The organism is Tropicimonas aquimaris, from assembly GCF_042676185.1.
Taxonomy (GTDB): Bacteria; Pseudomonadota; Alphaproteobacteria; order Rhodobacterales; family Rhodobacteraceae; genus Tropicimonas; species Tropicimonas aquimaris.
The window spans coordinates 1-24,294 of sequence record NZ_JBHTJT010000038.1 but is presented as its reverse complement, the minus strand read 5'-3'; the positions used below and the strand labels follow the sequence as shown (position 1 = coordinate 24,294).

The window sequence follows — 24,294 nt, the reverse complement described above, 5'->3', positions numbered from 1 at the left end:
TTGCCGCCCTGAAGGGTCAGGCGGCCCTGACGGCGGGCCATCCGTGCAGCAGATCGCGCAGCGCGGAGGCAAGTGGCGCCTGAGCCTCGGGCCGGACAAGGAGGGTGAGTACGGCGCCGTCGAGCGAGGCGAGGATCACGTCATGCCCCGCCTCTCCGTGGTGATCGAACATGAAGAGGCAGCGCTCGCGCGAGAGGTCCGACAGCGTCCGCGACAGCCTGAGAGCCCGTTTCTCCAGCGTGGCGGAGAGCGGCCCGAGGTCGTCATAGAAGCACGCGTCGCCACCGCAATCGGTCTGGCCGTCCTGCCGGCGCTGCCAGGCGACGATCCCGCTGCGGTGTTCCATCAGAACGGCGTCGAGTTGCTCGGGTAGCGAAGGCGCCTCCGGCGGGTACATCGGCGCACCCCAGGTATCGGACAGTCGGCGGGCCGAGACTCCGATCAGGCCGGAGGTGGCGCTTCCGGGCGCTTCGGACCTGACGCGCAGGGTTTCACTGCCGGCAATGAAATCTTCCAGCAAATCCAGCAGCGCATTCATGGAGTCAGGGTCTTGCGAATCCGGTTCGATCTCGACGCCGCCGCGCCCTGTCGACGACCCGGCCGAGGCTTGCAGCAATCGCCGGTTGGCCGCCGAGAGCACGATCTCGCTTCCCGAGCCGTTGCCGATCCGCAGCGTCCGCGGCAGGATCGTCTCGTCGACTTCCAGCAGCAGGGAGGCGAGCAGGCTTCGCCCGCCGAAAGCGCGAAGCAGGCGACCGCGGTTGCCTTGGCCGCCGGCCGAGGACAAACGGCGGATTTTTCGGGCGATGTCCTGCGGGCTTTCCATGTGCGATCTCCCTGGCGTTCGGTTGCGGCGAATTCTGCCGGATCACAGCTCGAGCTGCGACAGCGCCTGCTGCGCGAGTTTCCTGACCTCGTCGAGCGGTATCTCGGGATCGAGGATGAGGCAAAGCGACGTGCCGGGCGTCCTCGAGGAGCGCTGCAGCACCAGCACCTCGGTCAGCGTCACCACCATCGCCTGTGTCGTTTGCGGCTGCAGATCGGTGAAGGTCTCGGCACAAAGGCTGCACAATTCGTCGAAGACTTCCTGCGGATGATCCGCCGCCGCACTCACGCAGAGCACCGTCCCGGCCTTGAAGTCGAGATAGACGAGCGCGTCCATCCCGGCGTGGGTGCGCCGGAGCCTGTCGAGATCCTTGGTCAATGTCTCGTCCCGCGCGGTGAGTGTCATGTCAGCGATCTTCCAGTGAACCGATGACACCATTTCCCGTCTTGCAGGCCGGATGTCGACCCTCAATCGGAGATTGCATCCGCGATCGCGCCCTGCACGCACTTGGAACTTTGCCGGCGCGACGCTGGCCGGTGGCTCAGAAACTCACCTCGTCGAGCGCCGAGCGCGGCAAACGCTCCCGGGAGGTGCTGGCCCCTGCGCGGCGCACCACGCGACGTGGTGTGACCATACCGACACCGCCGGCAAAGGCTGGTGCCCGAGCGGCCTCGGTGGGCTCCGTGTCCAGGTCGTCGCTTCCCACCGTTCGGCGTTCCACGAGGATCGCATCGTCCACGACAACAGGGCGAGGTCGCTCGTCGCGCGCGGCCGGATGCAGCCCCATCACGACATCGAGCAGCTTCTGGGTGAAATCCTCTGCACCACTATCTTCCCACGCGGTCCGGTCCTCTTCCGCATTCGCGGCCTGCAGCAGCGAGATCGGGAAGACGCCGGAAAAGAGCCCGTCGGTCTCGGAGCGCACGCGGGCCAGCAATCGCCGCCGGTCGATCTCGGTCAGGATCTTGTCGAAACGGGTCAAGAGCAGGATGCTGTTGTCATAGAGGTGCTCCGGCACCTCCGACCAGATCGCCGCCTCGCTCTGCCGCCAAGCCTGGGTGGAGTGGCTGCACCAGATCACACAATCGGCATAGGGCAGCACCTGTTTCCAGGTCTTCGACGACAGGTTCGGGTCGGAGATGCCCGGCATGTCGATCAAATCCATCAGCTCGAGAATGTCGGATTCCAGACGGATCCGGATGTAGGCGGTGTCCTCCACCGAGACCGATCCGAGATCGTCGAGGTCGAGCTCCGTCACCCCGCCATCATGGTCGACGCATTCCGCGCCGGGCGCGCCGTGGGCGTACCAGATCGGCGGCAGCTGGGTGGCGGTGACCCTGACCGGCGACACACCTTCGCCGATAAGCAGGTTCGCAAGTGTGCTCTTGCCCGCGCTGAACTCGCCCATCAGGGCAACCACGGGACGAGCGGATCCGGATGTGGCGAAGGTCTGCATCAATGGGTCTCCGTCTTGTTCGGTGCGAGATGCCGCATCAGCACCTGTTTGGCTGACGCGAGCGCGGCTGCCTTGTGTTTTGCCTCCTCCCCGAGGCCGTAGTCTCCGAGGTCCTCCGGGAGGATCTCGCTGCGCTGCGACAGGTCTTCGAGGATCGCACGCTGAGCGCGGGTGAATTCCACCAGCGGCGCCATCGCGGCATCGCGGGTGGTTTCGCCATAGTCGTTCTTGAGCGCCTGCACGATCGAGCTGGTTTCCGAGAGGATCAGTTCCCCGAAGTCCTTGGCATAGGCCCGATACCCCCGCCGGCTCCGCCACCAGCGCTTCCACCAGCCCGCGTTCATGTCGAGCGCGATGGTCTGGCCAAGAAACACCGGTGGCGGCACCGAGGGAACTGCGGGCGGTTCGATGGAGAAAGCGGCGCTGTCCACATCGAAGCCGCGAACATAGAGTTCGCGGATCTCGACCGCTGCGTCGTCGTAGATCTTCTGCACCACGGCCTGGCTGCGGCGGACGAACACCTGGTAGGCGGTGCGCAGCAGGATGCGCAGCCCGGTCGGGTCGTAGTTCCAGACGGACAGCTCGCCATAGGCTTCGAGATGCTTGATCAGCGCCCCGGTGGCGCGATCCAAGAAACCGAGGTTGGCGCGGTCGAGCCGCTCGTGGAATTCCGGGATCAGCTTGGCGAATTCCTCGTCGATCCGGGCGATGCTGCGTTTCTCGATGCGGTCGAGCTCGGACGGCAGGGCCTTGCGGTTGAGCGGCACGACGTTGCTGTCGTGCTCGCGCCGGACCATGATCCGCTCGGTGGTCTCCAGGCTGCTGACAAGGTTGAACGCGGTGCGCGCGACGTTGTCGGACACGTCCCGCCCGACCGAGTCCGACACCCGCTCGGAAAGTGCCGAGAACAGTTCCGGCAGGCCCGAAAGCTCCCAGATCTGTGCTGGCGAAAGCTGGCCGTCGGCATCCTCGGGCATTCCGCCTGTCTCGGCTTCGGCCCAGTTGATCAGCGCGCTGCGGCTATGCGGGTCCATCTCGCCCACGTTGCCGCGAAGCGCATGGTTGGCCCAGTAGGCGCTGCCGAAGATGATCTTTGCATCAGCGGGGCCGTGATGGTCCTTGATCGTCTTGCGGATGCTGGCGGCGATGTCGCTGGCCTGCGAGCCGGGATCGGACAGTTCGTCGATCCGGTTGACGAAGATCACCACGCTGCGCGAGGGGATGTTGGCGATCAGCCGGATCAGCGCGAGGTCGACCGCGCTCATCGCCTGGTGGGCCGACAGCACAACCACGCAGGAGCGGCTTTCGCGGATCGCCCGGACGGTGATCTGCTCGCGCATCATGAACGTGTCGTTCACGCCTGGCGTATCGCGGATGCACAGGTCGACCGGGTATTCCGGGCGGTACATGTAGAGATCGGCGGATTTGGTGATGTCGGCGAAGCGGCCGCGGCTTGTCGAAGTGTCGTTGTCGAACTCGAAATCGTCACCGAGGCAGACGTAGCGCTCCACCAGTTCCGGATCGAGGAAGCCGTATTTATGCTCCTGGCCCATCAGCAGTTCGAACTTGTCCCCGAGCCGCCCCAGGGACTTGTCGCGCATCGCGTCGAGTTGGGCCGCGACCTTGGCAAGGTCGCCGTCGGCTCCTGCCCGCCCGGCCAGTTCCCCAAGCCGCCCGCCGCCCTGCATCAGGCGCTTCCACTCGTCCTGCTCGAAGAAGCGGAACACCGCGCGGTTGCTGTCGACCAGCGGCCGCGAGCGGAGGTGGATCGAGGTGACCACGGAGGTCCAGGGGTTTACATCGGCCGGAAGCAGGTCCGGGCAGCCGATCATCGCGTTGACGAGCGATGTCTTGCCGGATTTCACCTGGCCGATCATGGTGACGCTCGGCTCGGCGCGGCGCAGCCGCTGCTGCAGCTTGCGCGTGCTGGCCGAGATCGCCCGGTCGCCGATGTCGGAAATGGTGTCTATGGCCTGCGACAGCTCGTCGAGGCCGTCGGCAATCGGACGCAGGGCCGAGGCGCCATTGGCCAGCAGGTCCAGCTCCGCCGCCGGCTCGAGCATCTCTGCGGTTTCGAATTTGCTGTCGAGTTTCATCCAGCACCCTCGCGACGATACGGCCGGGCGAGACGCAAATGCGGCCAGACCATCATTGGCAGCGGCCGGCCGCACGTCTACACCCGTGTATGTCCGACAATCGCGGGGCTTGATGGCAATACTAAGGCAGCAATCGGGCGAGGAGCGAGAGCCGGTCACTAAGGTTAACCGATTGTGACGCGCCGAAAACAGGCCGCGTCACTCGCTCAGGCCGCCAGCCGTTCCTCGAAGGCCCGGCGTAGCTGGATCAACAGGCAAAGGCTGTCGACGCCGGGCTGACCGTCCCCCTCGATCTCCATCAGCACCAGCAATTCCTCGGCGCTCATCAACATGTCCGAGAACGCAGCGCGGTCCTGATGTGGCAAATCGGCGGCGGAATCGAGGATGCCGGTCAGGTGTTCGATGGTCTGTCGGCAATGCGCCGCAATTCCCTCGGAGTCTCCCGAGACATCGTCGTTCAGCAGCGCGCCGAGCTGGCGCGCCCGGTCGCAGATCAGCGAAAGACCCTGCCGGCAGGCCCGCTGCACCGCCTCGCGCCCGGCCGCATCTTCCGGCTCCGCGACGGACGGCGCCGGCGGATCCCTGAACGATACGGGCATCGACACAGGCGGTGCGAGCGGCGCGGCGGCTGAGGGCCGTTCTACGGCGGTGCCCCGCGCCAGATCGGGCTGCCCTGCCAGATCGGCGAATTTCTTCAGGAACAGCAGGGCAGAATCGTTGTCGGCCTGCCTGCCGAGGTCGACATGGCGGCGCAGTCCCTGCGAAAGGCTCCGCAAGCCGGGATCTTCCGACGGCTTTGCAGCATCCAGGTTCACCGGGATCACATCCAGGAACTCGCCGGCCAACTCGGCCTTGAGCTGCCGGGCGCGGATCTCCCTGTCCTCGCCCCAGAGCACGAGGAACGCGTGATCCATGAAGCGCTCGTCGACGCTGCGCCAGACGTCCTGCTCCGCGGGGTCGAAGCGACTCGTGCACCACAGGAAGACATCCGTGCGTTTCGCCGCCCACCGCAGCGCCATGCGCAATTCAGCCGGGGTTCCGTCCGTCACAACGTCGAGCAGCCGCGTCGTGCGCAGAAGCGGCTCGTTTCGGGTCAGCGACAGGAACACCGTCTCGGGGGCAAGCCCGCCGTCGAGGTCGTCCAGCGCAACCCGCCGCCCGTTCGACAACGTGGCGCTGGTAGCCGGCTGTTCGCCGAACCCGAGCTGCATGGAGGGCCGGCCGGGCCAGAGCGGCACGACGTCGCGGTCGAGCAATGCATTGATGATCCGTGCCCGCTCGACGCTCGAAGGCCCGAGCAGCGAAAAGCGCACCGGCGTTTCGAGCCGCTGCAGCAGGCGTCCTGCCTGCTGCGCGGCCTTGTCCGGCAGATGCCCGCCCTCGATCAGGGCGTGCAGGCGGTCGCAGATCTGGTCGAAGGTCGCGTGTTGGCTCATGCCTGCCAGTCGCACGTCAGGGCGCGCCGCGCAAGACGAGGACCGACCTCCCTCCCGGATCGGCCGACTTCACGTCGAGATTTGCACGCAAGGGCTCTGGCCGCACCGGGGTCACGGGCGCCCGTTGCGGGCGCGGCTCGGGCGAACGGGCCATGGGCGCACGCGCCATCGCCACCTTGACCACGACAATGGAGACATTGTCCTGGTCGGGATCGTTGAGCCGCTCGATCTCGCGCAGCAGTTGCGTGGCGATGCTGGTGCTCGGGGTCTTCTGCCAGTCCCCCAGCACCTCGGCGATCCGGCTGTCGGGCAGGAACTGGAGCCCGTCGCTGGCGAAGATCAGGATATCCTCGTCGAACAGTTCAAAGGGAATGTCCGGACAGTCGATCTGTGCGATCCCTCCGCCACCGACCACCGAAGTCAGGCAGTTGCGGTCGGGATGATGGTCTGCCACCTCGCGGGTCATCAACCCGGCCTCCACCATCGAATCCATCTGCTGGCCGAAGGAATGCTCTTCGTTCAGGCGGATCAGCTCTCCGCCGCGAAACAGCAGCAACGGCGAATCCCCGATGGAGATCCAGTGCAGGAACGGCCCGCGAAGAACGCCGGCCACCAGCGTCGCTCCCATGCCGAGTGCATCTGGCTGCTCGTCCACATAGGCGCGGATGCAGTCGTTCGCTCCATGCGCTGCGCGCATCAGAAGCGTGCGGACGCCGGTTTCGTCTTCTTCCTGGCGGGTCGACTGGAGCTTGAGTTCGCTGAACACCTCGGTGAGGACGATGCTGCTGGCCACGTCGCCGGCGGCATGGCCGCCCATGCCATCCGACAGCACCACGAGACCGGTCTCGCCGCCCACCGGGCAGTCGAACAGCACCGCATCCTCCTGATAGGCGCGCTTGCCCACACTGACAGCGGATGCCGCCTCGAACGTTGGTTCAGATCGTTGCAGCATCCCGCGCACCAGCGTCATCGTCGTTACCCCATGAAAACTCGGACCCGCACAGGGCAACAAAACGCAGCGTGGTTTCTCCGATCCGGATCTCGTCGCCGCTGGTGAGAGGCTCGGTGCTGAGCACCGGCATTCCGTTCAGACGCACCAGGTTGGCCTTTCCGCCGTGGCCGATGAAGAAGGCGTTCTGCTCCTCGTCGTAGGCTATCGCGGCGTGGGATTGGCGGGAGATGCTGGTATCGCCGTGATCGAGCGGCACTGTCTGGTCGTCGGCGCGCCCGATGGTCGAGACGCCCTGGAACAGCGCGTGGCTGGCGCCGCGGCCGGGGCCGCGAACGACGACGAGCCAGCCAACGGGGAACTGGGCTACGTCGGCCACCTTGCTGCGTTGGGGGGCGGAGAAGGGATCGGCCTCCAGCTCTTCGGGGCGATGGAAGCCGAGCAACCGGGTCTTGACGCGACCGGCGCGCGGGCGCTCGATCCGTTCCGGCGCGGGCTCGCTGGCCGCGGCGGCCGCTTCCTCCGGGCTATCGACAGGTTCGGACGTGCAGTCGAGATCGCTAGAGGCATCACAGGAAAGCGGTTCGGTATCGTCGTCCTCCGCCGCCATAACAGAATTTTCGTCCGCCTCGTCCTCGCCATCGAGATCCCAGATGCGCAGCGTGTTCCCGACCGCTTCTTCCAGATCGGGCCCGCCATCCTCGGCCACCGCTTCCGGAGCGGCTTCGACTGCGCCCTCATCGAGATCGTTCTCGGCGGTGCTCAGGGCGCCGACGGCGGTTTCGGTTTCGCCCTTGTGATCGAAGTCGGCCGCGGGCTTTTCGTGAAAGACGCCCGCAGAAACGGCCTTCAGAGGGGTTTCGAACGCGAGGTTTAGGTTCCTCTCGGTGCGGGCGGCATCGTCGAGCTCGTCAGAAAGGGTCTCTTCGGCCTCCGTTTCTGCCCCCTCGGTCAGAAGGAACGGCGCCTCTGCCTGATCCTCCGCCGGTGACTCCGGCGCGTCGTGAAATGCATCGTGATCCTCGGCGGCGCCAGCCTCGGTCTCCGCGTCGGCTAGCTCGGCCGGGCGGCCACATTGGCGCAACGGATGCAGTGCGCCGGCGTCGGACGGCTTCTCCCGCGGGATCTCGGTGCGGCGAACCGAGGCAAGGCTTTGATGAAATCCATTACGCGGACGGGCGGACAGCGACTGATCCGGCCCACCTTCCAGCGTGTCAGCCAGATCGTCCGGATCTGCGCCCCAGCCAGAGGTGTCGCGCCGCCGCCCGGAGGAAGGAAAGGATTCGTCGACGAGGGACACCGGGCGACGCCGGGTCGCGTCATGCAGGGCAAGACCGCCGGTGGCGCGGACCTTGGCATCCTGGTTCGAGGCATCCGGTTCGGCGGCCTTCTTCTTTTCGATCAGCTCGGAGATAAATCTCATTTGTCGGCTCTCCCGGCAACTTGGGGGTGTTTTATCAGTGGAGGCGGGTTTCGGGGTTCCGCGGGCCTAATCCCAAAAGGGACTTCCTGGAACGCGGCGCTTCGGCCGCCTCCGTTCGGAGCTTCTCCTCCGGGTCCTCGGTACGGTCTTTCGATTTCCTGGAAACGATCGTGTAGTAGTCGATTTCCGGTCGCAGAGCGGGCACCTCGGCCGACGCCATCGGCACGCGGCCGCGCTCGTAATCCTCTTCCCATTCCGACAGCGATCCCGGCCGCCGCGCTGCCGCCTCCTCGGCATCCCGGCGTTCCTGCTCCTCGAGCTCCAGGCGGCGTCTCTCGTCCTTGATCCGCTTTCGCTCGGCCTCTTCATCCCGCAGGCGGGCCTCTTCCGATTCGCGCTCCCGCTCTTCCGCAAGCGACTTCTCCAGCTCGACATTGGTCTGGGCCACCAACTGGCTCACCAGATGGTCGATCCGTGCGTCGGCACGGGCGGTCGCGAGCGCTTCCGAATAGCGGCTCTGGTCGTCGATCTGGAGCAGCCATTCCTGGGCGCTCTGCATCCGGTCCCGCGACAGGACCTGCAGCGACCGGTCAATCGCGGCCAGAAACGGCCGGTCGAAGCGGGCGACCCGGCCCTCGAGCCGGCGGTAAGGGTCCGGCATGTGCTCCGCGATCGCCGCGAGCCTGTCCTGGCTGGGCGGCGGCGCCTCGCCGGTGATCACGAAGTGAAAGGTCGCGGCCAGGCCGTAAAGATCGCTGGCGGCGGAATGGGTGCGGCTGCGGGAATAGAACTCGTGCGGCGAGTAGCCATCCTTGACCGCCTGCAGCGCCGACGCGCCCCGCGGTCCGCGCGCGGCCTCCGCCCGGGCGGCGCCGAAATCGATCAGCACGGGGTTGCCGTTGCGCTCGATCAGGATGTTGTCGGGCGAGATGTCCCGGTGCAGGATCCCGCGCGCATGGACATGGGCCACGGCGGTCAGCAGCGACATCAGCAGGTCGCGGACCTCGGTTGCGCCCATCTGCTCGCCATCCTCGGCGATCAGGGTGTGAAGGTCCCTGCCCTCGACGAAATCCAGCGCCATGTAGGCGGTGTTGTTGTCCGAGAACACCTCGTGCACCCGCACGATGTTGGGGTGCTCCAGCATCGCCAGCGACCGCGCCTCGGTGCGGAACAGGTCGATGAGGGTCTGGTAATCCTTGGCATGCGCGTCTGACCGCACCCGAACCTCGTTGCCGGAACGGCAGCAGAAGAAGCCGGGAAAGCATTCCTTGATCACCACGATGCGGTCCAGGCTGTTGCGGGCCAGATAGGTGATGCCGAAACCGCCGGAGTTCAGGAACCGTTCGATCCGATACTGGCCACGCAGCAACTCGGACCCGACGGGGAGTTCGTCCCCGTAGGTCCTTCCGTGGCTCTGATCTTTCGGTTCCGTCCCCGAACGCATCACTACCCTTTCCCCGCCGCACCGACGCTATCTTGCAGTCTGGCCACAGCCGCAGAGGTTACCCTGTCGCCTCATTGTGGCGGAAACATGGTCAAAGAGGTCACTTCCTATGGACTGCCTTTTCAATGCGCTGAGCTGGTGATGGTCGATGCGCCGTCCTGCCCGCCGGGCGCATCCGATTCAGGGCGGCGACCGATCATCCAAAAAGCGCGTCTTCCCAGGGAAAACACGTCCTGTGGGCAAGGAATTCGTCTTGAATCAGAGGATCTCTGGTGCCCGAGGCGAGACTCGAACTCGCACGATATTGCTACCGGCGGATTTTGAATCCGCTGCGTCTACCATTCCGCCACTCGGGCCACCGAGCGCCTGTTTAGCGCCACTCAAAGCACGACGCCAGCACAAATGGGCGGGCTCAGCCGGTCAGCGTGACGAGCCAGAGCGAGATGGCGGGAAAGGCCACCAGAAGGCAGACGCGCAGCAGGTCCGAGACGATGAAGGGCATCACGCCGACATAGGTGCGGCCGATCCGGATGTCCGGCGCGACGCCGTTCAGGATGAAGAGATTCATCCCCACCGGTGGCGTGATCAGCCCGACCTCGACGACGATCAGCGCGAGGATGCCGAACCAGATTGCCGTGTGATCGGCCGACATGCCGAAGTCCAGAGCCTCGATCACCGGCAGGAAGATCGGCACCGTCAGCAGGATCATCGACAGGCTCTCCATCACGCAGCCGAACAGCAGGTAGCACAGCAGCATCGCCACCAGCACCAGCATCGGTGCATAGCCCTGTGTCAGCACCCAGTCGGCCAGCAGGTTCGGCGCGCGGGTGAGCGCGAGGAAGCCCTTGAAGATCTCGGCGCCGAGCAGGATGAAGAAGATCATGCCCGTGGCCTTGGCGGTCTCGAGGAAGGATTCCAGCAGGCCGGCGATTGAGAGGCGGCCGCGCAGGAAACCGTAAAGCGCCGTCGCGGTGCAGCCGAAGGCCGCCGCCTCGTTGGGGGTGAAGAGCGCCTGGTCGCCCGGGCGCGACCAGTCCCAGTCGCCGACGATGCCGCCCATGGTGAGCCCGAAGATCGCGATCACCGGCCAGGTGGCGCGCAGGGTGCCCCAGCGTTCGCTCCAGGGCTTGCGCCGGCCGACGGGGCCCGCGCCGGGCCGCAGCCGGACATAGAGCGCCACCGTTAGCATGTATCCGAGCGCGGCGAGCACACCCGGTATCAACGCGGCCATGAACATCTTGACGATGTTCTGCTCGGCGAGGATCGCGTAGATCACCAGGATCACCGAGGGCGGGATGAGGATGCCGAGGGTGCCGCCGGCGGCCAGAACGCCTGTCGAGAGCGCGTCGGAATAGCCGCGCGCGCGCATCTCCGGCAGGGCCACCTGCCCCATCGTCGAGGCCGTCGCCAGCGAGGAGCCGCAGATCGCGCCGAACCCCGCGCAGGCGCCGATGGAGGCCATGGCGACCCCGCCGCGGCGGTGGCCGAGCCAGTCCGACGCGGCGGCGAACAGCGCCGAGGACATGCCCGTCCGGGTGGCGATCTGGCCCATCAGCAGGAACAGCGGCACCACTGCGAGGCCCTGATTGGAGAAGGTCTCGTAGGTCAGCGTCTTGAGCTGCGCCATCGAGCCGTCGGGCGTGCCAATCACATACCAGGTGCCGAAGAAGCCCGCGAAGCCCATTGCCAGCGCGATCGGCACCCGGAGGAACACTGCGCCCAGCATCATGCCGAGCGCGGTCAATGCCAGGGGAAGTCCGGTCATAGCGCGCTCTCCTGCCCGTCCCGGACCCAGCCCCAGGATCGCCAGACCGTGTAGAGGCCCACGATCACCATCATCGCCGCGCCGAGCAGCGCCGCCGCATAGAGGGTCCAGACCGGCACCTGCAATTCGTAGGTCGTCTCGGGGAAGAACGGCTTGTAGCTCATCCCGAGCGCGTCGCGCAGCGCGTCGGAGCCGTAGGGAAACTTCTCGCCGAATCCGAACCAGAGCTGCCGCAGGATCACCGCCGAGGCGATGGTGATCAGCAGATCGCCGATCAGTCCGAAGATCGCCTGGATGCGGGCCGGGAAGGCATTGGTCAGGATGTCGACCGTGACGTGGCCGCGCCGAAGCTGGCACCACGGGAGAAAGTAGAAGACCGCAAGCGCACAGCCGTTGGCGACCATCTCGTAATCGCCGCGCACCGCGCCGAGGCCGACCCCGTCCAGCGAGCGACCGACGATGGAAACCACCGTCATCACCGACAGTGCTGCAAGGATCGTACCGCCGAGCCAGGCCAGCCAGCGCGCGGCGCTTTCCACAAGGTGTTCCGGGCGTGCCGGCGCCAGCGTCGTCTCGGTCACGCGTCAGTCCCCGATCGGGCCGCGCGTGGGCGCCGCCGGGGCCGCGCCGATGATCGAAGGCTGGGCGTTGATCTCCTCGACCGTCAGGCCGGCGGCCTGCTTGTAGCGGTCGGAATAGCCACGGCGCTTGTCCTCGCTCAGAACGCTGTCGATATCGTCGAACCCGTCCGGCGCGCGTTCGGCCACCGCATCGAGCACCGCATCGGGTCCTTCGCCGCGGTTGGCGGCCATGATGGCGTTCACCGGCTCGCGCCGCGCCGCGTCGTAACTGACCAACGCGTAAGCCGTCGCACCCTGGTCGCGGATCTCGCGGGCCATGACACGGGCATCCAGAATGCCCTGCGAGGCCCCGTTGGATCCGATCGGGTACATCGGATGCGCGGCATCGCCCAGGAGCGCGATCGGCCCGAGCGTCCAGCTCGGGAGCGGGTCGCGGTCGACCAGCGGCCATTCCCAGCAAAGCTCGGTGCTGCGGATCAACTCGGCCACGTCGAGCCAATCGAAATGCCAGTCCTCGAAGCTCGGCAGCACGTCGGCGATATCGCCGTTGCGGCTCCAGTCCTGCTTGTCCATGTCGCGCTTGGGGGCGTTGTCGATATCGGCGATCCAGTGGATGAAGCTCTGGTCCCTGCCCTTGTGGGCGATGGGATAGGCCACGAACTTTCGGCCCTTCTCGCCGGAAATCGTCATCGTCTGCCCGCCGAGGAACCGCGGCCCGTGAGACACGCCGCGCCACATCATCGTGTGACGGAAGTTGGGCGCGCTCACCTCAGGGAAAAGGGTCTTGCGAACCGAGGACCGCGCGCCGTCGCAGGCGACGAGGACCGAGCCCTTGATCCGGTCAAGCTCGACGCCGTAGTTCCGGTCCGTCAGGACGACCTCGAGCCCCTGCGGCGTTTCTTTCCATTCGCTGACCTTTGCGCCCGCGAGGATCGCGCTCGGGCCGCAGCGTTCCAGCAGGGTTTCATGCAGCATCATCTGCAGGCCGCCGCGATGGATCGAGTATTGCGGATAGAGATAGCCAGCTTGCAGCCCGCGCGGCTCCGACCAGATCTCCTGCCCGAGGGCGTTGAAATAGGCCATGCGCTCGGTGCGCAGGCCGATCTTGTCGAGCTGCTCCTTCAGGCCGAGATCATAGAGCTCCCGCACTGCGTGAGGCTGAAGGTTGACGCCGAAGCCGAGCGGACGCAGTTCCGCGATGGCCTCGATGATCCGGAACGGAACCCCGACCTGGTGCAGCGAGAGGCCGAGGGTGAGGCCGGAAATGCCGGCTCCGCAGATCAGGACAGTCATCAGGCGTGGCTCCGTTGCGGTTGGATGCTCTGGGAGGTGCTGCCCTCCTATGCGTCTGTCCGGTCACGGTTTGCAACCAATGAATGGCCCGCCCTGGGGCACCCATGCGCTGCTTGCAAGGCTGTCGTCGGAGCTACGGCGCGGCCTACAATGCGTCCGTGCCGAAGGTGTCGCAGGACGCCAGCTGTCCCGACTGCACCCCGGTCGCGAACCAGCGCTGCCGCTGCTCGGACGTGCCGTGTGTGAAGGTATGCGGACGCGGCACCCGTCCGGCCTCGCGCTGGAGAGTGTCGTCGCCGATCTCCCGCGCGGCGACCAGCGCTTCGTCGAGGTCGCCCGATTCCAGCGTGCCGAGCTGTTCATGGACCTGCCGCGCCCAGATCCCGGCATAGCAGTCGGCCTGCAGCTCGATCCGGACCGAGATCGCGTTGGATTCCGCCTGCCCGACCTGCGCCCGGATGCGGTTGGCCTGCGCGAGGATGCCGAGTTCGTCCTGCACGTGGTGCGCGACCTCGTGGGCCACCACGTAGGCCGCCGCGAAATCACCGCTCGCGCCGAACCGGTCCCGCAGCTCGGCAAAGAAGGCAGTGTCGAGATAGACCTTCTTGTCGAGCGGGCAGTAGAACGGCCCGGTGGCACCGGAGGCATTTCCGCAGGGTGACTGGGTGACGCCGGAGAACAGCACCAGGATCGGCGGATTGTAGGGTTGTCCGACCTGCGTCTGGAAGAGGTTCGCCCAGATCTGCTCGTTGTCGGCGAGGACGACCGACACGAACTGGGCCGCCGCATCCTCCTCCGGGCTGGGCGCCTGGCCACTGCTGTAGCCGCCCGGCGCCGATTGCTGACCGCCGCCGATCAGAAAGGACGGGTCGATCCCAAGGATCCAGCCGAGAACAACGATCACCAGCAGCCCGAGGCCGCCAATGCCACCTGCGGTCCGGACCGGTCCGGACCGACCGCGTCGATCCTCGATGTTGCGACTCCCGCGCCGCCCTTGCCATTTCATGCGCCATCCCCCGCTTGACCCCGGAACCTGCGCGTGATGTTTGCACATTGCAGCATTACAGGAAACCAGACATTGCTTCGCGGACTCTACGACTGGACGATTTCTCTCGCCGCCGGAAAACACGCGATGTGGGCTCTGGCGATCGTCGCTTTCATTGAAAGCTCGTTCTTCCCCATCCCGCCGGATGTATTGATGATTCCGATGATCCTCGCCACGCCGCACCGGGCTTTCCGGATCGCGGGTGTTGCCATGGTGGCCTCGGTCCTCGGCGGGATGCTCGGCTATGCGATCGGCGCGTTCGCCTTCGAGCAGATCGGCCAGCCTATCCTCGAGAACCTCGGCAAGACCGACAAGATGGAAGCCTTCAACGAGCGCTTTAATGATGTCGGCTTCTGGGCGGTTCTGATCGCTGGGCTTACGCCCTTCCCCTACAAGGTCATCACGATCATGTCCGGCTGGACCGGGATGCCGTTCTGGACCTTCATGGTCACCTCGATCATCGCCCGTGGCGGCCGCTTCTTCCTGGTGGCCGGGCTGCTGTGGAAATACGGACCGCCGATCCGCGAGTTCATCGAAAAGCGCCTCGGGCTGATGCTCACGCTCTTCGTCGCGATGCTCCTTGGCGGTTTCTACCTCGTGAAATACCTGTGACTCGGAAATCGCTTCTTCTCCTGGCGCTGGCCGGCTCCGTTGGCAGCCTCGTCGGCGCCTTCTTCTTCCAGCATGTCATGGCCATCCTGCCCTGCCATCTGTGCATCCTCCAGCGCTGGCCGCATGTCGTCATGGCGGCGCTGGCGGCGCTGACGCTGGTCTGGCCTCACCGGCTGCTGATGCAACTCGGCGGGCTGGTCGCAACTGTGAGCCTGGGGTTGGCGGTGTATCACAGCGGCGTGGAGCGCAAGCTCTGGGCCGGGCCTTCCGACTGCACCGGCGGGCAGGATTTGTCCGGGCTCGCGGGCTCGGATCTGTTGAGCACCGATTTCAGCGTGGGCATCGTGCGCTGCGACGAGATCTCCTATTCCATCCTTGGCCTGTCCTTCGCCAACATGAACGTGATGCTTTCGCTTGGCCTGATTGCCGTGTGGCTGCTCGCCGCTTGCCGAAGTTGAGCCTGTCCCCCGGTTCGAGTTGACCCTCCCCCGTGCAGGGGGATAGAACCCGCCGGGCTTCGGTGCATCGCAGAATGCCGCCGGACAGAGGGGCAAGGCAGGCAGAGATGGCAGAACGTCTACGCAAGAAGGGCAAACGCGGAGAAGCGAAACGCAACGGGATGAACCGGCAGGCTGTGGAGGAGGCTCTCAAGCTGCCATCCGACACCCCCGCGCGGATCGATCGGATTCACCGGCGTCTCGAGCGCAAGCTTAAGGCCTATCCGCGCCACCGTCCCCGTCTGCGCCCGAAAGTCTTGCTGGAGATCATGGAATCGCAGGAGCTGTCGCCCGGGCTGCGCGACGTCCTCGACCGGTTTCTCGTCTCGCTGGTGTTCCGCAATGCGCCCGAGATCTTCGACGAGCCCGAGCTCAACGCCCTGCGTCTGCGGGCGCTTGCGGCCGATGGCGACGACGCCCGCTCGCAGGACCCTGTCGGGGCCTACCTGAACAGCCGCCCCGAGGAGATCCGCACCCTCTATCTCGGTTCGCTGCACTACGCGATGCGCAACGTGCGCGAGGCCTACGATGCCTTCGACCGGAGCCGGCGCGCCCAGCTTGCGATCGGCCGCTTCCCGCACATGCACACCGGGCTCGCGATGGCCCGCACGCTCGACGAACTGGTGCGGCTCGGCACAGCGACCGACGCACCGGTGCGCGCCCCGGTCACCTTCGACAGCGACCGAAGCTTTGCCGAGGACAAGCCGCTGTTCCTCGTCGGTGTCGACCAGAAATACTTCGACCTCTTCTCCGAGGGGCTGATCGCCTCGGCCGACGGCCGGGTGAACCTGCATTTCCATATAGCCAATCCGACAGACGGCCCGCGCCCCACGGCCGGGAACATTCGCTATTCCTTCGAGACCGCGCCGCATGACACGGCCTATTACGCCTCGATGCGGTTCCTCAGGATGCCGGAAATCCTGCGCCACCACGGTGCGCCCCGGATCACGGCGATCGACGCCGACAAGGTCTTCACCACCGATCCGGCCGAGTACAACGCCTATTTCGAAGGCAAGGACATGGGCCTCACCGTGTTCTACGAATACCCCTCGCAGCTGTTCTGGAACCATTGCAACGCGCAGGTCGTGACCATGTGTGACACGCCGGCGGCAGAGGGCTTCATGGCGGTCTTTTCCCGCCTGTTCGATGAACTGTTCGTCCCGCAGGGCCAGAACTGGTGGATCGACCAGGCGCTTCTGGCACATGCGATCCACGTTACCAAGGCCACCGGCCATGGCGCGCATATCGTCAACAACCGATCCGCCTCCGACGTCGGGGCGATCGCCGGGCTGGAGCAGGTCAAAGGCGTGGCCGAGCACAAGGCCAAGGGCCAGGACGCAAAGGTGGCGCTGGACGAAGCCGGCTAGGCCCGCCGCAAGATCACTGAAGGTAGAATTCGCCCTTCACGTTGCGCCATTCGCCGGGGGCGATCTCCTTGCGGTGCACGAAACGGACCGAGTGGAGCGGCCCTTCGATCTCCTCCTGCCAGAACTCGATGAACCGGAACAGTCGCGGGTGGTCCGGGGCAAGATCGTAATCCTGCCATATGAAGGAATTCAGCACGTTCCGGTAGTCGGGCATACGATAGAACATCTCGGCGGTGGTTAGCCCGTAGCCCGCCAACATGAGTTCGGTCTCGCGCATTCTCGGCGTCTCCATTGCATTGCCTGTGTCGGCAATGATGCACCCTTCGAGATCTTCTCCAAAGAAAACAATCTGTTGGCACTCTGGCGGCCCGGCTGACAGGGGTTTTTCGCCGCCGGCATTGCACCTGATCTCGCGGATCGGCTAAGATGCGCCAACTAGATATAGCGGTGCGCACAAATCGCAGGCAGAGAATGATCGATACTCCGGAACCCCCTGAAAACGAAGAAGAAGATCGCCCCGAGCGTCCCGCGTACGAAGGGCCGACGATTTCGATCGCCGAAGAGATGAAAACGTCCTACCTCGATTACGCGATGAGCGTGATCGTGAGCCGGGCGATTCCGGACCTGCGCGACGGCCTGAAGCCGGTGCACCGGCGCATCCTCTATGCGATGCACGAAACCGGCAACACGCATGACAAGCCCTATCGCAAGTCCGCGCGCCCGGTCGGCGACACGATGGGTAAGTACCACCCCCACGGCGACAGCGCGATCTACGACGCGCTGGTGCGGATGGCGCAGGACTTCTCGATGTCCCTGCCCCTGCTCGACGGCCAGGGCAACTTCGGCTCGATGGACGGCGATAACGCTGCGGCCATGCGCTATACCGAGGTCCGGATGGACAAGCCGGCGGCGTTCCTGCTGGCCGACATCGAGAAGGACACCGTCGACTTCCAGGACAACTACGACGGCAAGGACAAGGAACCCGTGGTCCTGCCGGCGCGGTTCCCGAACATGCTGGTCAATGGCGCTGGCGGCATCGCCGTCGGCATGGCGACCAACATCCCGCCGCACAACCTTGGCGAGGTGATCGACGCGACGCTGGCCCTGATCGAGAGCCCGGATCTGTCTTCGGAGGACCTGATCGAGTATATCCCCGGTCCAGACTTTCCTACCGGCGGCATCATGCTCGGCCGGTCCGGGGCGCGGAAGGCCTATCTGGAGGGCCGTGGCTCGGTGATCCTGCGGGCCAAGACGCGGGTCGAGGAAATCCGCAAGGACCGTTTCGCCATCGTGCTCGACGAGATCCCCTACCAGGTCAACAAATCCTCGATGATCGAGAAGATCGCCGAGATGGTGCGCGACAAGAAGATCGAGGGCATCGCCCATGTAGCCGACGAATCCGACCGCGTCGGCGTGCGGGTGGTGATCGAACTCAAGCGTGACGCCACACCGGACGTGGTTCTTAACCAGCTCTGGCGGTTCACCCCGATGCAGACGCATTTCGGCTGCAACATGCTGGCGCTGAATGGCGGCCGGCCGGAGCAGCTGACCCTACGCGATTTCCTGACCGCCTTTGTCGATTTCCGCGAAGAAGTGGTCGCGCGGCGTACTGCGTTCGAACTGCGCAAGGCCCGCGAGCGCAGCCACATCCTTTGCGGCCTCGCAGTGGCAGTCTCCAACGTGGATGAGATCGTGGCCACCATCCGCTCCTCAGCCGATCCGGCAGAGGCCCGCGAAAAGCTGATGACCCGCCGCTGGCCGGCCTCCGACATCGCCGACTACATCCGCCTGATCGACGACCCGACGCACACGATGAACGACGACGGGACCTACAACCTCAGCGAGATCCAGGCCCGCGCGATCCTCGACCTGCGGCTTCAGCGCCTGACCGCGATGGGTGTGAAGGAAGTCACCGACGAGCTCGAGGAGCTCGCTGGGAAAATCGTCGACTACCTCGCAATCCTGCGCTCGCGGGAGCGGATCATGGGCATCATCTCCGACGAATTGCGCGAGGTGCGCGAGCAGTTCGCCGTGCCGCGCCGGACCGAGATCGTCGACTGGGCCGGCGACATGGAGGACGAGGACCTCATCGAGCGCGAGGACATGGTGGTGACAGTCACCCAGTCCGGCTACATCAAGCGTACGCCTCTGAGCGAGTTCCGCTCGCAGCGCCGCGGTGGCAAGGGGCTCTCCGGCGGGGCCCTGAAGGACGACGACGTGGTAACCACGCTCTTCGTCGCCAATACGCACACACAGCTCCTGTTCTTCACCACCGACGGTATCGCCTACAAACTGAAGACCTGGCGCCTGCCCGCCGGCGGGCGCAGCGCGCGCGGCAAGGCGATCGTGAACATTCTGCCGATCCCGACAGGGGTTTCGGTGGCGGCGATCATGCCGGTCGACCGTGACGAGAGCGACTGGGACGATCTGCAGATCGTGTTCGCCACCTCCGCCGGCACGGTGCGCCGCAACAAGCTGTCGGACTTCACCAACGTCATGCGCAACGGCAAGATCGCGATGAAGTTCGAGGACGAGCACGCCGACACCCGGCTGATCAACGCGCGCATCTGTTCCGAGGACGACGACGTGATGCTGGTGACCAAGCTTGGTCGCGCGATCCGCTTCCGCAGCACCGATGTGCGCGTTTTCAATTCCCGCGCCTCGCTTGGCGTGCGCGGCATCCGGCTTGGCCGGGGTGACGAGGTCGTCTCGATGTCTGTCATTCGCCATTTCGAAGCCGATCCGCAGGAGCGCGCAGCCTATCTCAAGCAGCGCCGTCTCGTGGCCGGGGCTCCCGACGATGCGGAGCCGGACGAGGAGGAAGTCGCCGTCGAGGGCGGCCAGCTCTCGCCCGAGCGCTATGCCGAGATGTCGGCGGCGGAGGACCTGATCCTGACCATCACCGCCAATGGTGCCGGCAAGACCAGCTCCAGCCACGACTACCCGGTGCGCGGGCGTGGCGGCCAGGGCGTGGCAGCCATGGACCGCGCCATGCGCGGCGGCCCGCTGGTGGCTTGCTTCCCCGTGGAAGCCGACGACCAGATCATGCTCGCGACCTCCACCGGCCAGTCGATCCGCTGCCCGGTGGACGGCATTTCCTTCCGATCCCGCGGCGCTGGCGGCGTTCGCGTGTTCCACACGGCGGCCGATGAAAAGGTCGTTTCCGTGGCTCGCATCGCCGAACAAGGCGAGGACGACGAGTTGCCCGAAGCGGGCGACACGGCCGAGTGAATCAGGCACTTCGGGGGCGCAATTGTGCCCCCGAAGCCGCCGCTCGGTTGATTTTATCTTAAATTCAGGGCGTTCCGGCGCCACACTCCGAACATCGGGAAGCAATCCCTCCCGATGATCGACCACATTCATTCACGCGAATTACCCATTTTTGTCCCTCACCGCGCCGCAGTTCGGAACAATTCTGCGAACAGACAAGAATTGTCGCCAGGGGATGCAGGTTAGTAGGCAAGCGCGTGGTTTGCCCCGGGCGGCGAAAAAGCAGGAAACCAATTATGCGCGATTTAACGAGGGAACGCCTGGTGCTGAGTTCCGCAGGCCAGAACCTCCTGCGAATCCTGATCGCCTCCTACTTTCTCGCCGGCGCAGTCGGAATGATCCCGGGCACCGACCTGACGCCCATGTTCATCCGGGTGATGCCGCAACCCTTTGCCGGGGCTGCAAGCGGATTCCTTGTATTCATGCTGGCCTACATGGTGATGATTGGTGTCTGGCTGCGCGGGGCGGCGCTGACGCTGGGGATTCTCACCTTCTGGTCGAGCTACCTGCGGATGCTGGATCTCGGCGTGGCCGACGAACTTGGCACCTTCTGGCGCGATCTCGCCCTGATCGCCGCGTTGATGCTCACCTATGTCGAGACCGATGCCCGTGCCCTGGCGAAACGCACGCCGGTTCGAAAAAAAATTGTGCCCCGCAAGATCGTGCCCCGCAAGGCAGACGCCCTTGATGCCACGGTGCGGCCCATCTCGGGCAAGCGCCGGCCGTCTTCCAAGCGTCCAGAGTCCCGGGAGCCGGTATCGGTGGAAGAGATGGAGACCATCTTCCGCGAGGAATTCGAACTCGCGCGCTCCAACTGATCGCACATCGTCCCATGCCACCGTCGCTCCTTTCCAGAGGATGCGGCGGTCATGTTATGCGTGAGGCGCCTTTCCAAACCCGGCGGAAGCCCTTAAATCGCGCCCATGACACGCGCAATTCATATCGTCGGGGGCGGCATGGCCGGCTCCGAAGCCGCCTGGCAGGCCGCCAACATGGGCGTTCCCGTGGTGCTGCACGAGATGCGGCCCAAGGTCGGCACCTTCGCCCACCGCACCGGCAATCTTGCCGAGATGGTCTGCTCCAATTCCTTCCGCTCGGATGACGACGAGAACAACGCCGTCGGCCTGCTCCACTGGGAAATGCGGGCCGCAGGCGGGCTGATCATGACCACCGCCGATGTCCACGCCCTGCCCGCCGGCGGCGCGCTTGCCGTCGACCGCGATCCGTTCTCCGAAGCCGTGACGGAAAAGCTCCGGGCACATCCGCTGGTCACGGTGGCCGAGGGCGAGATCACCGCCCTGCCCGGTCCCGAGGATGGCCCCTGGATCATCGCCACCGGCCCGCTGACCTCCGGCGCTCTGGCCGAGGCGATCGCCGCCGAGACCGGCCAGGAGAGCCTCGCCTTCTTCGACGCCATCGCGCCGATCGTCTATTTCGACTCCGTCGACATGGATGTGGCCTGGATGCAGTCGCGCTACGACAAGGGCGACACGGAAGAGGAGCGCACGGCCTATCTCAACTGCCCGATGAACCGCGCGCAATACGAGGCCTTCATCGACGCGCTGCTTGCCGCCGAAAAGACCGAGTTCAAGCCGGGCGAGACGGCAGGCTATTTCGACGGCTGCCTGCCGATCGAAGTGATGGCGGAGCGCGGTCGCGAAACCCTGCGCCACGGGCCGATGAAGCCGGTCGGGCTGACCAACCGCCACAAGCCGGAGGAAAAGGCCTATGCCGTCGTCCAACTGCGCCGCGACAATGCCCTCGGCACGCTCTACAATATCGTCGGTTTCCAGACCAAGATGAAGTACGGCTCGCAAACCTCTGTGTTCCGGATGATTCCGGGACTGGAGAATGCCCGTTTCGCGCGTCTTGGCGGGATCCACCGGAACACCTTCATCAACTCTCCCACGCTGCTCGACGACCAGATGCGCCTTCGAAACAGGCCCCACATCCGCTTCGCCGGCCAGATCACCGGCGTCGAGGGCTATGTGGAGAGCGCCGCGATGGGCCTTCTGGCCGGCCGGATGGCCGCCGCCGAGGTGCTGGGCCAACCTCTGCCGCCGGTGCCCGTCGACACTGCGATGGGTGCCCTGCTCACCCACATCACCGGTGGTGCGGAGGCCAAGACCTTCCAGCCGATGAACGTCAACTTCGGGCTCTTCCGCCCGGTGGACGCCAAGGGCGGCCGCAAGGGGCGCAAGGTGCGCTACAAGCTCTACACCGACCGGGCCAAGGTGGCCTGGACCGGTTGGCTGGGCATCCCGGCGCCCGAACCGGCCGTCGCGGAGGCACCATGAACTACGTCCTCGCGATCCTGCTTCCGCCCCTGTCGATCATGCTCGCGGGCCGGCCAATCCTCGGGATCGTCATCTTTTTCATCTGGGTGCCGGCGCTCATTTTCTCGGGCGGTCTCACCCACCCGATGTTCATCATTCTGGCCTGGCTGCTGATCCACCAGGGCAACATCCGCCGCGGTAACTGACGGACCGGCCCTGCAAACCTGTTTGCTGCGCTGCGATTGATCGCTACCGTCCCGCAGGCGACGGGAGGAACCTATGGAAATCGCGGAAATCTTTGGCTGGGCCGGTTCGGCGGCCACGCTGGCGGCCTATTCGATGAAGACGATGCTCCCGCTCCGGCTGGCGGCGATTGCATCGAACATCCTGTTCATCTGCTACTCGACCATGCTCGGCCTGTGGCCGATGCTGTTTCTCGATCTGATCCTGCTGCCGTTCAATCTCTGGCGGACCTTCCAGATCCTGTCGATGCGCAAACGGGTCGAATCCGTGCGCACCGACAATCCGCCCGATTTCTCCGTGTTAACGTCGCACAGCCGCCCCCGGCCGTTTGACGCGGAAGAAACGATCTTCTCCATCGGTGACAGGCCGGATGCGCTATACTACATCGAGTCCGGGGAAATTCTACTCGAAGAACTGGGTATAACTCTCTCGTCGGGCGACATTTTCGGCGAGATCGCCTTCTTCACCGACGCCAAGGCCCGGACGGCGACGGCGCGTTGCGTGGTGCCGGGACGGATCCACGTCGTCGACGAGGCCACGTTCCTGAAGCTCTATTTCCAGGATCCCGCGTTCGGCATGGCGATCATGAAGATCATCACCCGGCGTTTGATCCAGACAGTCGAACGAAACCCGGATGTCTTTCGCCATCAGTTCGGCAATGAACCTGTCGGGGCGCAGATTTGAGAACCCGCTTCGCGCCTTCTCCCACCGGGCCCTTGCACCTCGGTCACGCCTATTCCGCCATGCTTGCTTCGGACCTCGCCGCTTCGGCGGGTGGAACCTTCCTGTTGCGGATCGAGGATATCGACCAGAGTCGGTCCCGGCAGCGATGGGAGGCGCAGATCTACGACGATCTGCATTGGCTCGGCCTCGAATGGCCGGAACCGTTGATGCGGCAATCGGAGCGTATTTCGGATTATCGTGCGGCGCTGGAGGTGCTGTGGCAGCGGGGCCTGCTCTATCCCTGCGCCTGCCGCCGGCGGGACATTCTCGAGGCCGCCAGTGCGCCGCAGGAAGGCGGCGAGCCGGTCCATGGTCCGGACGGGGTCGTCTATCCGGGCACCTGCCGCGCTGTCCCCCGCACCGGCGCTCTGCCCGTGGATGCCTTGCGGCTGGACATGCGAAGGGCGTTGCAAGGCATTGATGCGATTGAGTTCACTGAGATCGGCGCAGGGCCGGACGGTGAATCCGGACGGATCAGCCTGTCGCCCGAGGCCCTGGTGACCGGTGTCGGTGATATCGTCGTCGCCCGGCGCGACATGGGCACCTCCTACCACCTCTCCGTGGTGGTTGATGATGCGGCGCAGTCCATCACGCACGTCGTGCGCGGCCGGGACCTGTTCGACGCGACGGCGATTCATGTGGTTTTGCAGAGACTTCTCGAGCTTCCGACACCGATCTATCATCACCACAAGTTGATCCGCGATACGGCCGGAAAGCGTCTCGCCAAGCGCGACGATGCGCGTGCCATCGCGACCTATCGTTCCGAGGGTCAAACGCCGGACGACATCCGCGCGATGGTCGGGCTCTGAGTCCAGGCCTGCGTAACCGGTGTTCCGGTCACAGCTTGGCAGTGTATTTCCAAGGCATGAGGTCAGCGATGTTGCGCTGCATGTGGCCGCCAGCGATGGCTGTCAGGGTCTTTGTCAGCCATGCGTGTGGATCGACGGCGTTCAGTTTGCAGGTCTCGATCAACGATGCGATGACGGCCCAGT

The 24,294-nt window shown here is 65.3% G+C and carries 23 protein-coding genes and 1 tRNA gene; 9 read left to right on the top strand and 15 right to left on the bottom strand.

The window, feature by feature from the left end; translation table 11 throughout:
• Positions 1-16 precede the first annotated feature (16 nt).
• From ACFQ2S_RS16550 to ypfJ, 13 genes are all read right to left on the bottom strand, one after another.
• Positions 17-826, bottom strand: a complete 810-nt coding sequence (locus ACFQ2S_RS16550; RefSeq protein ID WP_386076129.1) for a hypothetical protein — start codon at positions 824-826, stop codon at positions 17-19.
• A gap of 42 nt (positions 827-868) precedes the next feature.
• Positions 869-1,231 carry a hypothetical protein gene (locus ACFQ2S_RS16545; protein WP_386076127.1) on the bottom strand — a complete coding sequence of 121 codons (363 nt, stop codon included), beginning with the start codon at positions 1,229-1,231 and terminating at the stop codon, positions 869-871.
• A 136-nt stretch (positions 1,232-1,367) separates the two neighbouring features.
• A complete protein-coding gene (locus tag ACFQ2S_RS16540; RefSeq protein ID WP_386076126.1) occupies positions 1,368-2,282 on the bottom strand; it encodes a hypothetical protein in 915 nt (304 codons plus the stop codon).
• Positions 2,282-4,378, bottom strand: a complete 2,097-nt coding sequence (locus tag ACFQ2S_RS16535; RefSeq protein WP_386076124.1) for a hypothetical protein — start codon at positions 4,376-4,378, stop codon at positions 2,282-2,284. The genes ACFQ2S_RS16540 and ACFQ2S_RS16535 overlap by 1 nt, the downstream gene beginning before the upstream one ends.
• 206 nt (positions 4,379-4,584) lie before the next feature.
• On the bottom strand, positions 4,585-5,814 hold the full coding sequence (locus ACFQ2S_RS16530; protein ID WP_386076123.1) for a hypothetical protein: 1,230 nt from the start codon (positions 5,812-5,814) through the stop codon (positions 4,585-4,587).
• Positions 5,815-5,830: 16 nt separating this feature from the next.
• Positions 5,831-6,784 carry a PP2C family protein-serine/threonine phosphatase gene (locus ACFQ2S_RS16525; protein WP_386076121.1) on the bottom strand — a complete coding sequence of 318 codons (954 nt, stop codon included), beginning with the start codon at positions 6,782-6,784 and terminating at the stop codon, positions 5,831-5,833.
• Positions 6,750-8,186, bottom strand: coding sequence for an FHA domain-containing protein (locus tag ACFQ2S_RS16520; RefSeq protein ID WP_386076119.1), 1,437 nt, complete (start codon positions 8,184-8,186; stop codon positions 6,750-6,752). The genes ACFQ2S_RS16525 and ACFQ2S_RS16520 overlap by 35 nt, the downstream gene beginning before the upstream one ends.
• Before the next feature lie 34 nt (positions 8,187-8,220).
• Positions 8,221-9,630 carry a serine/threonine-protein kinase gene (locus ACFQ2S_RS16515; protein WP_386076117.1) on the bottom strand — a complete coding sequence of 470 codons (1,410 nt, stop codon included), beginning with the start codon at positions 9,628-9,630 and terminating at the stop codon, positions 8,221-8,223.
• Positions 9,631-9,900: 270 nt separating this feature from the next.
• Positions 9,901-9,986: transfer RNA gene (locus ACFQ2S_RS16510), tRNA-Leu, on the bottom strand.
• Between the two features lie 56 nt (positions 9,987-10,042).
• The gene (locus tag ACFQ2S_RS16505) at positions 10,043-11,395 is read right to left on the bottom strand and encodes a TRAP transporter large permease (protein WP_386076116.1); all 1,353 of its coding nucleotides are present in this window, start codon (positions 11,393-11,395) and stop codon (positions 10,043-10,045) included.
• The gene (locus ACFQ2S_RS16500; RefSeq protein ID WP_386076115.1) at positions 11,392-11,976 is read right to left on the bottom strand and encodes a TRAP transporter small permease; all 585 of its coding nucleotides are present in this window, start codon (positions 11,974-11,976) and stop codon (positions 11,392-11,394) included. Before ACFQ2S_RS16500 ends, ACFQ2S_RS16505 begins: the two co-directional genes overlap by 4 nt.
• A gap of 3 nt (positions 11,977-11,979) precedes the next feature.
• Positions 11,980-13,269 carry a flavin-dependent oxidoreductase gene (locus ACFQ2S_RS16495; protein WP_386076113.1) on the bottom strand — a complete coding sequence of 430 codons (1,290 nt, stop codon included), beginning with the start codon at positions 13,267-13,269 and terminating at the stop codon, positions 11,980-11,982.
• A 145-nt stretch (positions 13,270-13,414) separates the two neighbouring features.
• Positions 13,415-14,275, bottom strand: a complete 861-nt coding sequence (gene ypfJ / locus ACFQ2S_RS16490; RefSeq protein ID WP_386076112.1) for a KPN_02809 family neutral zinc metallopeptidase — start codon at positions 14,273-14,275, stop codon at positions 13,415-13,417.
• Positions 14,276-14,347: 72 nt separating this feature from the next.
• On the opposite strand from ypfJ, the gene ACFQ2S_RS16485 reads away from it, so the two are divergent.
• The 3 genes from ACFQ2S_RS16485 to ACFQ2S_RS16475 all read left to right on the top strand — a co-directional run bounded on the left by ACFQ2S_RS16485 (position 14,348) and on the right by ACFQ2S_RS16475 (position 16,790).
• On the top strand, positions 14,348-14,926 hold the full coding sequence (locus ACFQ2S_RS16485; protein WP_386076110.1) for a YqaA family protein: 579 nt from the start codon (positions 14,348-14,350) through the stop codon (positions 14,924-14,926).
• The gene (locus ACFQ2S_RS16480) at positions 14,923-15,384 is read left to right on the top strand and encodes a disulfide bond formation protein B (protein WP_386076109.1); all 462 of its coding nucleotides are present in this window, start codon (positions 14,923-14,925) and stop codon (positions 15,382-15,384) included. Before ACFQ2S_RS16485 ends, ACFQ2S_RS16480 begins: the two co-directional genes overlap by 4 nt.
• A gap of 107 nt (positions 15,385-15,491) precedes the next feature.
• Complete coding sequence (locus tag ACFQ2S_RS16475) at positions 15,492-16,790, top strand: hypothetical protein (RefSeq protein ID WP_386076107.1); 1,299 nt, start codon at positions 15,492-15,494, stop codon at positions 16,788-16,790.
• Between the two features lie 13 nt (positions 16,791-16,803).
• On the opposite strand, the gene ACFQ2S_RS16470 is transcribed toward ACFQ2S_RS16475, so the two are convergent.
• The gene (locus tag ACFQ2S_RS16470) at positions 16,804-17,067 is read right to left on the bottom strand and encodes an usg protein (RefSeq protein WP_386076106.1); all 264 of its coding nucleotides are present in this window, start codon (positions 17,065-17,067) and stop codon (positions 16,804-16,806) included.
• A gap of 194 nt (positions 17,068-17,261) precedes the next feature.
• Between ACFQ2S_RS16470 and gyrA the strand changes: the two genes are divergently transcribed.
• The 6 genes from gyrA to gluQRS all read left to right on the top strand — a co-directional run bounded on the left by gyrA (position 17,262) and on the right by gluQRS (position 24,111).
• Entirely contained in the window at positions 17,262-20,021 is a 2,760-nt protein-coding gene (gene gyrA / locus ACFQ2S_RS16465) for a DNA gyrase subunit A (RefSeq protein ID WP_386076104.1), read from the top strand.
• A 275-nt stretch (positions 20,022-20,296) separates the two neighbouring features.
• Complete coding sequence (locus tag ACFQ2S_RS16460; protein WP_386076102.1) at positions 20,297-20,878, top strand: hypothetical protein; 582 nt, start codon at positions 20,297-20,299, stop codon at positions 20,876-20,878.
• Between the two features lie 105 nt (positions 20,879-20,983).
• A complete protein-coding gene (trmFO, locus tag ACFQ2S_RS16455) occupies positions 20,984-22,357 on the top strand; it encodes a methylenetetrahydrofolate--tRNA-(uracil(54)-C(5))-methyltransferase (FADH(2)-oxidizing) TrmFO (RefSeq protein WP_386076101.1) in 1,374 nt (457 codons plus the stop codon).
• Complete coding sequence (locus ACFQ2S_RS16450; RefSeq protein ID WP_386076099.1) at positions 22,354-22,542, top strand: hypothetical protein; 189 nt, start codon at positions 22,354-22,356, stop codon at positions 22,540-22,542. The genes trmFO and ACFQ2S_RS16450 overlap by 4 nt, the downstream gene beginning before the upstream one ends.
• Before the next feature lie 73 nt (positions 22,543-22,615).
• Positions 22,616-23,263: a Crp/Fnr family transcriptional regulator gene (locus ACFQ2S_RS16445; RefSeq protein WP_386076097.1), complete on the top strand. Its 648-nt coding sequence runs from the start codon at positions 22,616-22,618 to the stop codon at positions 23,261-23,263.
• A complete protein-coding gene (gene gluQRS, locus ACFQ2S_RS16440; protein WP_386076095.1) occupies positions 23,260-24,111 on the top strand; it encodes a tRNA glutamyl-Q(34) synthetase GluQRS in 852 nt (283 codons plus the stop codon). Before ACFQ2S_RS16445 ends, gluQRS begins: the two co-directional genes overlap by 4 nt.
• A 28-nt stretch (positions 24,112-24,139) precedes the next feature.
• Here the strand turns inward: gluQRS and ACFQ2S_RS16435 are convergent.
• The coding region (locus ACFQ2S_RS16435; protein ID WP_386076485.1) for a transposase domain-containing protein at positions 24,140-24,294 on the bottom strand (155 nt) is incomplete at its 5' end.

Excerpts from the sequence above, each read along its gene's own strand:
- ACFQ2S_RS16530 (WP_386076123.1), bottom strand. The coding sequence starts at position 5,814 with ATGAGCCAACACGCGACCTTCGACCAGATCTGCGACCGCCTGCACGCC.
- ACFQ2S_RS16470 (WP_386076106.1), bottom strand. The coding sequence starts at position 17,067 with ATGCGCGAGACCGAACTCATGTTGGCGGGCTACGGGCTAACCACCGCC.
- ACFQ2S_RS16525 (WP_386076121.1), bottom strand. The coding sequence starts at position 6,784 with ATGACGCTGGTGCGCGGGATGCTGCAACGATCTGAACCAACGTTCGAG.
- gyrA (WP_386076104.1), top strand. The coding sequence starts at position 17,262 with ATGATCGATACTCCGGAACCCCCTGAAAACGAAGAAGAAGATCGCCCC.
- ACFQ2S_RS16505 (WP_386076116.1), bottom strand. The coding sequence starts at position 11,395 with ATGACCGGACTTCCCCTGGCATTGACCGCGCTCGGCATGATGCTGGGC.
- ACFQ2S_RS16545 (WP_386076127.1), bottom strand. The coding sequence starts at position 1,231 with ATGACACTCACCGCGCGGGACGAGACATTGACCAAGGATCTCGACAGG.
- ACFQ2S_RS16540 (WP_386076126.1), bottom strand. The coding sequence starts at position 2,282 with ATGCAGACCTTCGCCACATCCGGATCCGCTCGTCCCGTGGTTGCCCTG.
- ACFQ2S_RS16460 (WP_386076102.1), top strand. The coding sequence starts at position 20,297 with ATGCGCGATTTAACGAGGGAACGCCTGGTGCTGAGTTCCGCAGGCCAG.
- ACFQ2S_RS16520 (WP_386076119.1), bottom strand. The coding sequence starts at position 8,186 with ATGAGATTTATCTCCGAGCTGATCGAAAAGAAGAAGGCCGCCGAACCG.
- ACFQ2S_RS16495 (WP_386076113.1), bottom strand. The coding sequence starts at position 13,269 with ATGACTGTCCTGATCTGCGGAGCCGGCATTTCCGGCCTCACCCTCGGC.
- ypfJ (WP_386076112.1), bottom strand. The coding sequence starts at position 14,275 with ATGAAATGGCAAGGGCGGCGCGGGAGTCGCAACATCGAGGATCGACGC.
- ACFQ2S_RS16550 (WP_386076129.1), bottom strand. The coding sequence starts at position 826 with ATGGAAAGCCCGCAGGACATCGCCCGAAAAATCCGCCGTTTGTCCTCG.
- ACFQ2S_RS16515 (WP_386076117.1), bottom strand. The coding sequence starts at position 9,630 with ATGCGTTCGGGGACGGAACCGAAAGATCAGAGCCACGGAAGGACCTAC.
- ACFQ2S_RS16535 (WP_386076124.1), bottom strand. The coding sequence starts at position 4,378 with ATGAAACTCGACAGCAAATTCGAAACCGCAGAGATGCTCGAGCCGGCG.
- trmFO (WP_386076101.1), top strand. The coding sequence starts at position 20,984 with ATGACACGCGCAATTCATATCGTCGGGGGCGGCATGGCCGGCTCCGAA.
- ACFQ2S_RS16450 (WP_386076099.1), top strand. The coding sequence starts at position 22,354 with ATGAACTACGTCCTCGCGATCCTGCTTCCGCCCCTGTCGATCATGCTC.
- ACFQ2S_RS16475 (WP_386076107.1), top strand. The coding sequence starts at position 15,492 with ATGGCAGAACGTCTACGCAAGAAGGGCAAACGCGGAGAAGCGAAACGC.
- ACFQ2S_RS16445 (WP_386076097.1), top strand. The coding sequence starts at position 22,616 with ATGGAAATCGCGGAAATCTTTGGCTGGGCCGGTTCGGCGGCCACGCTG.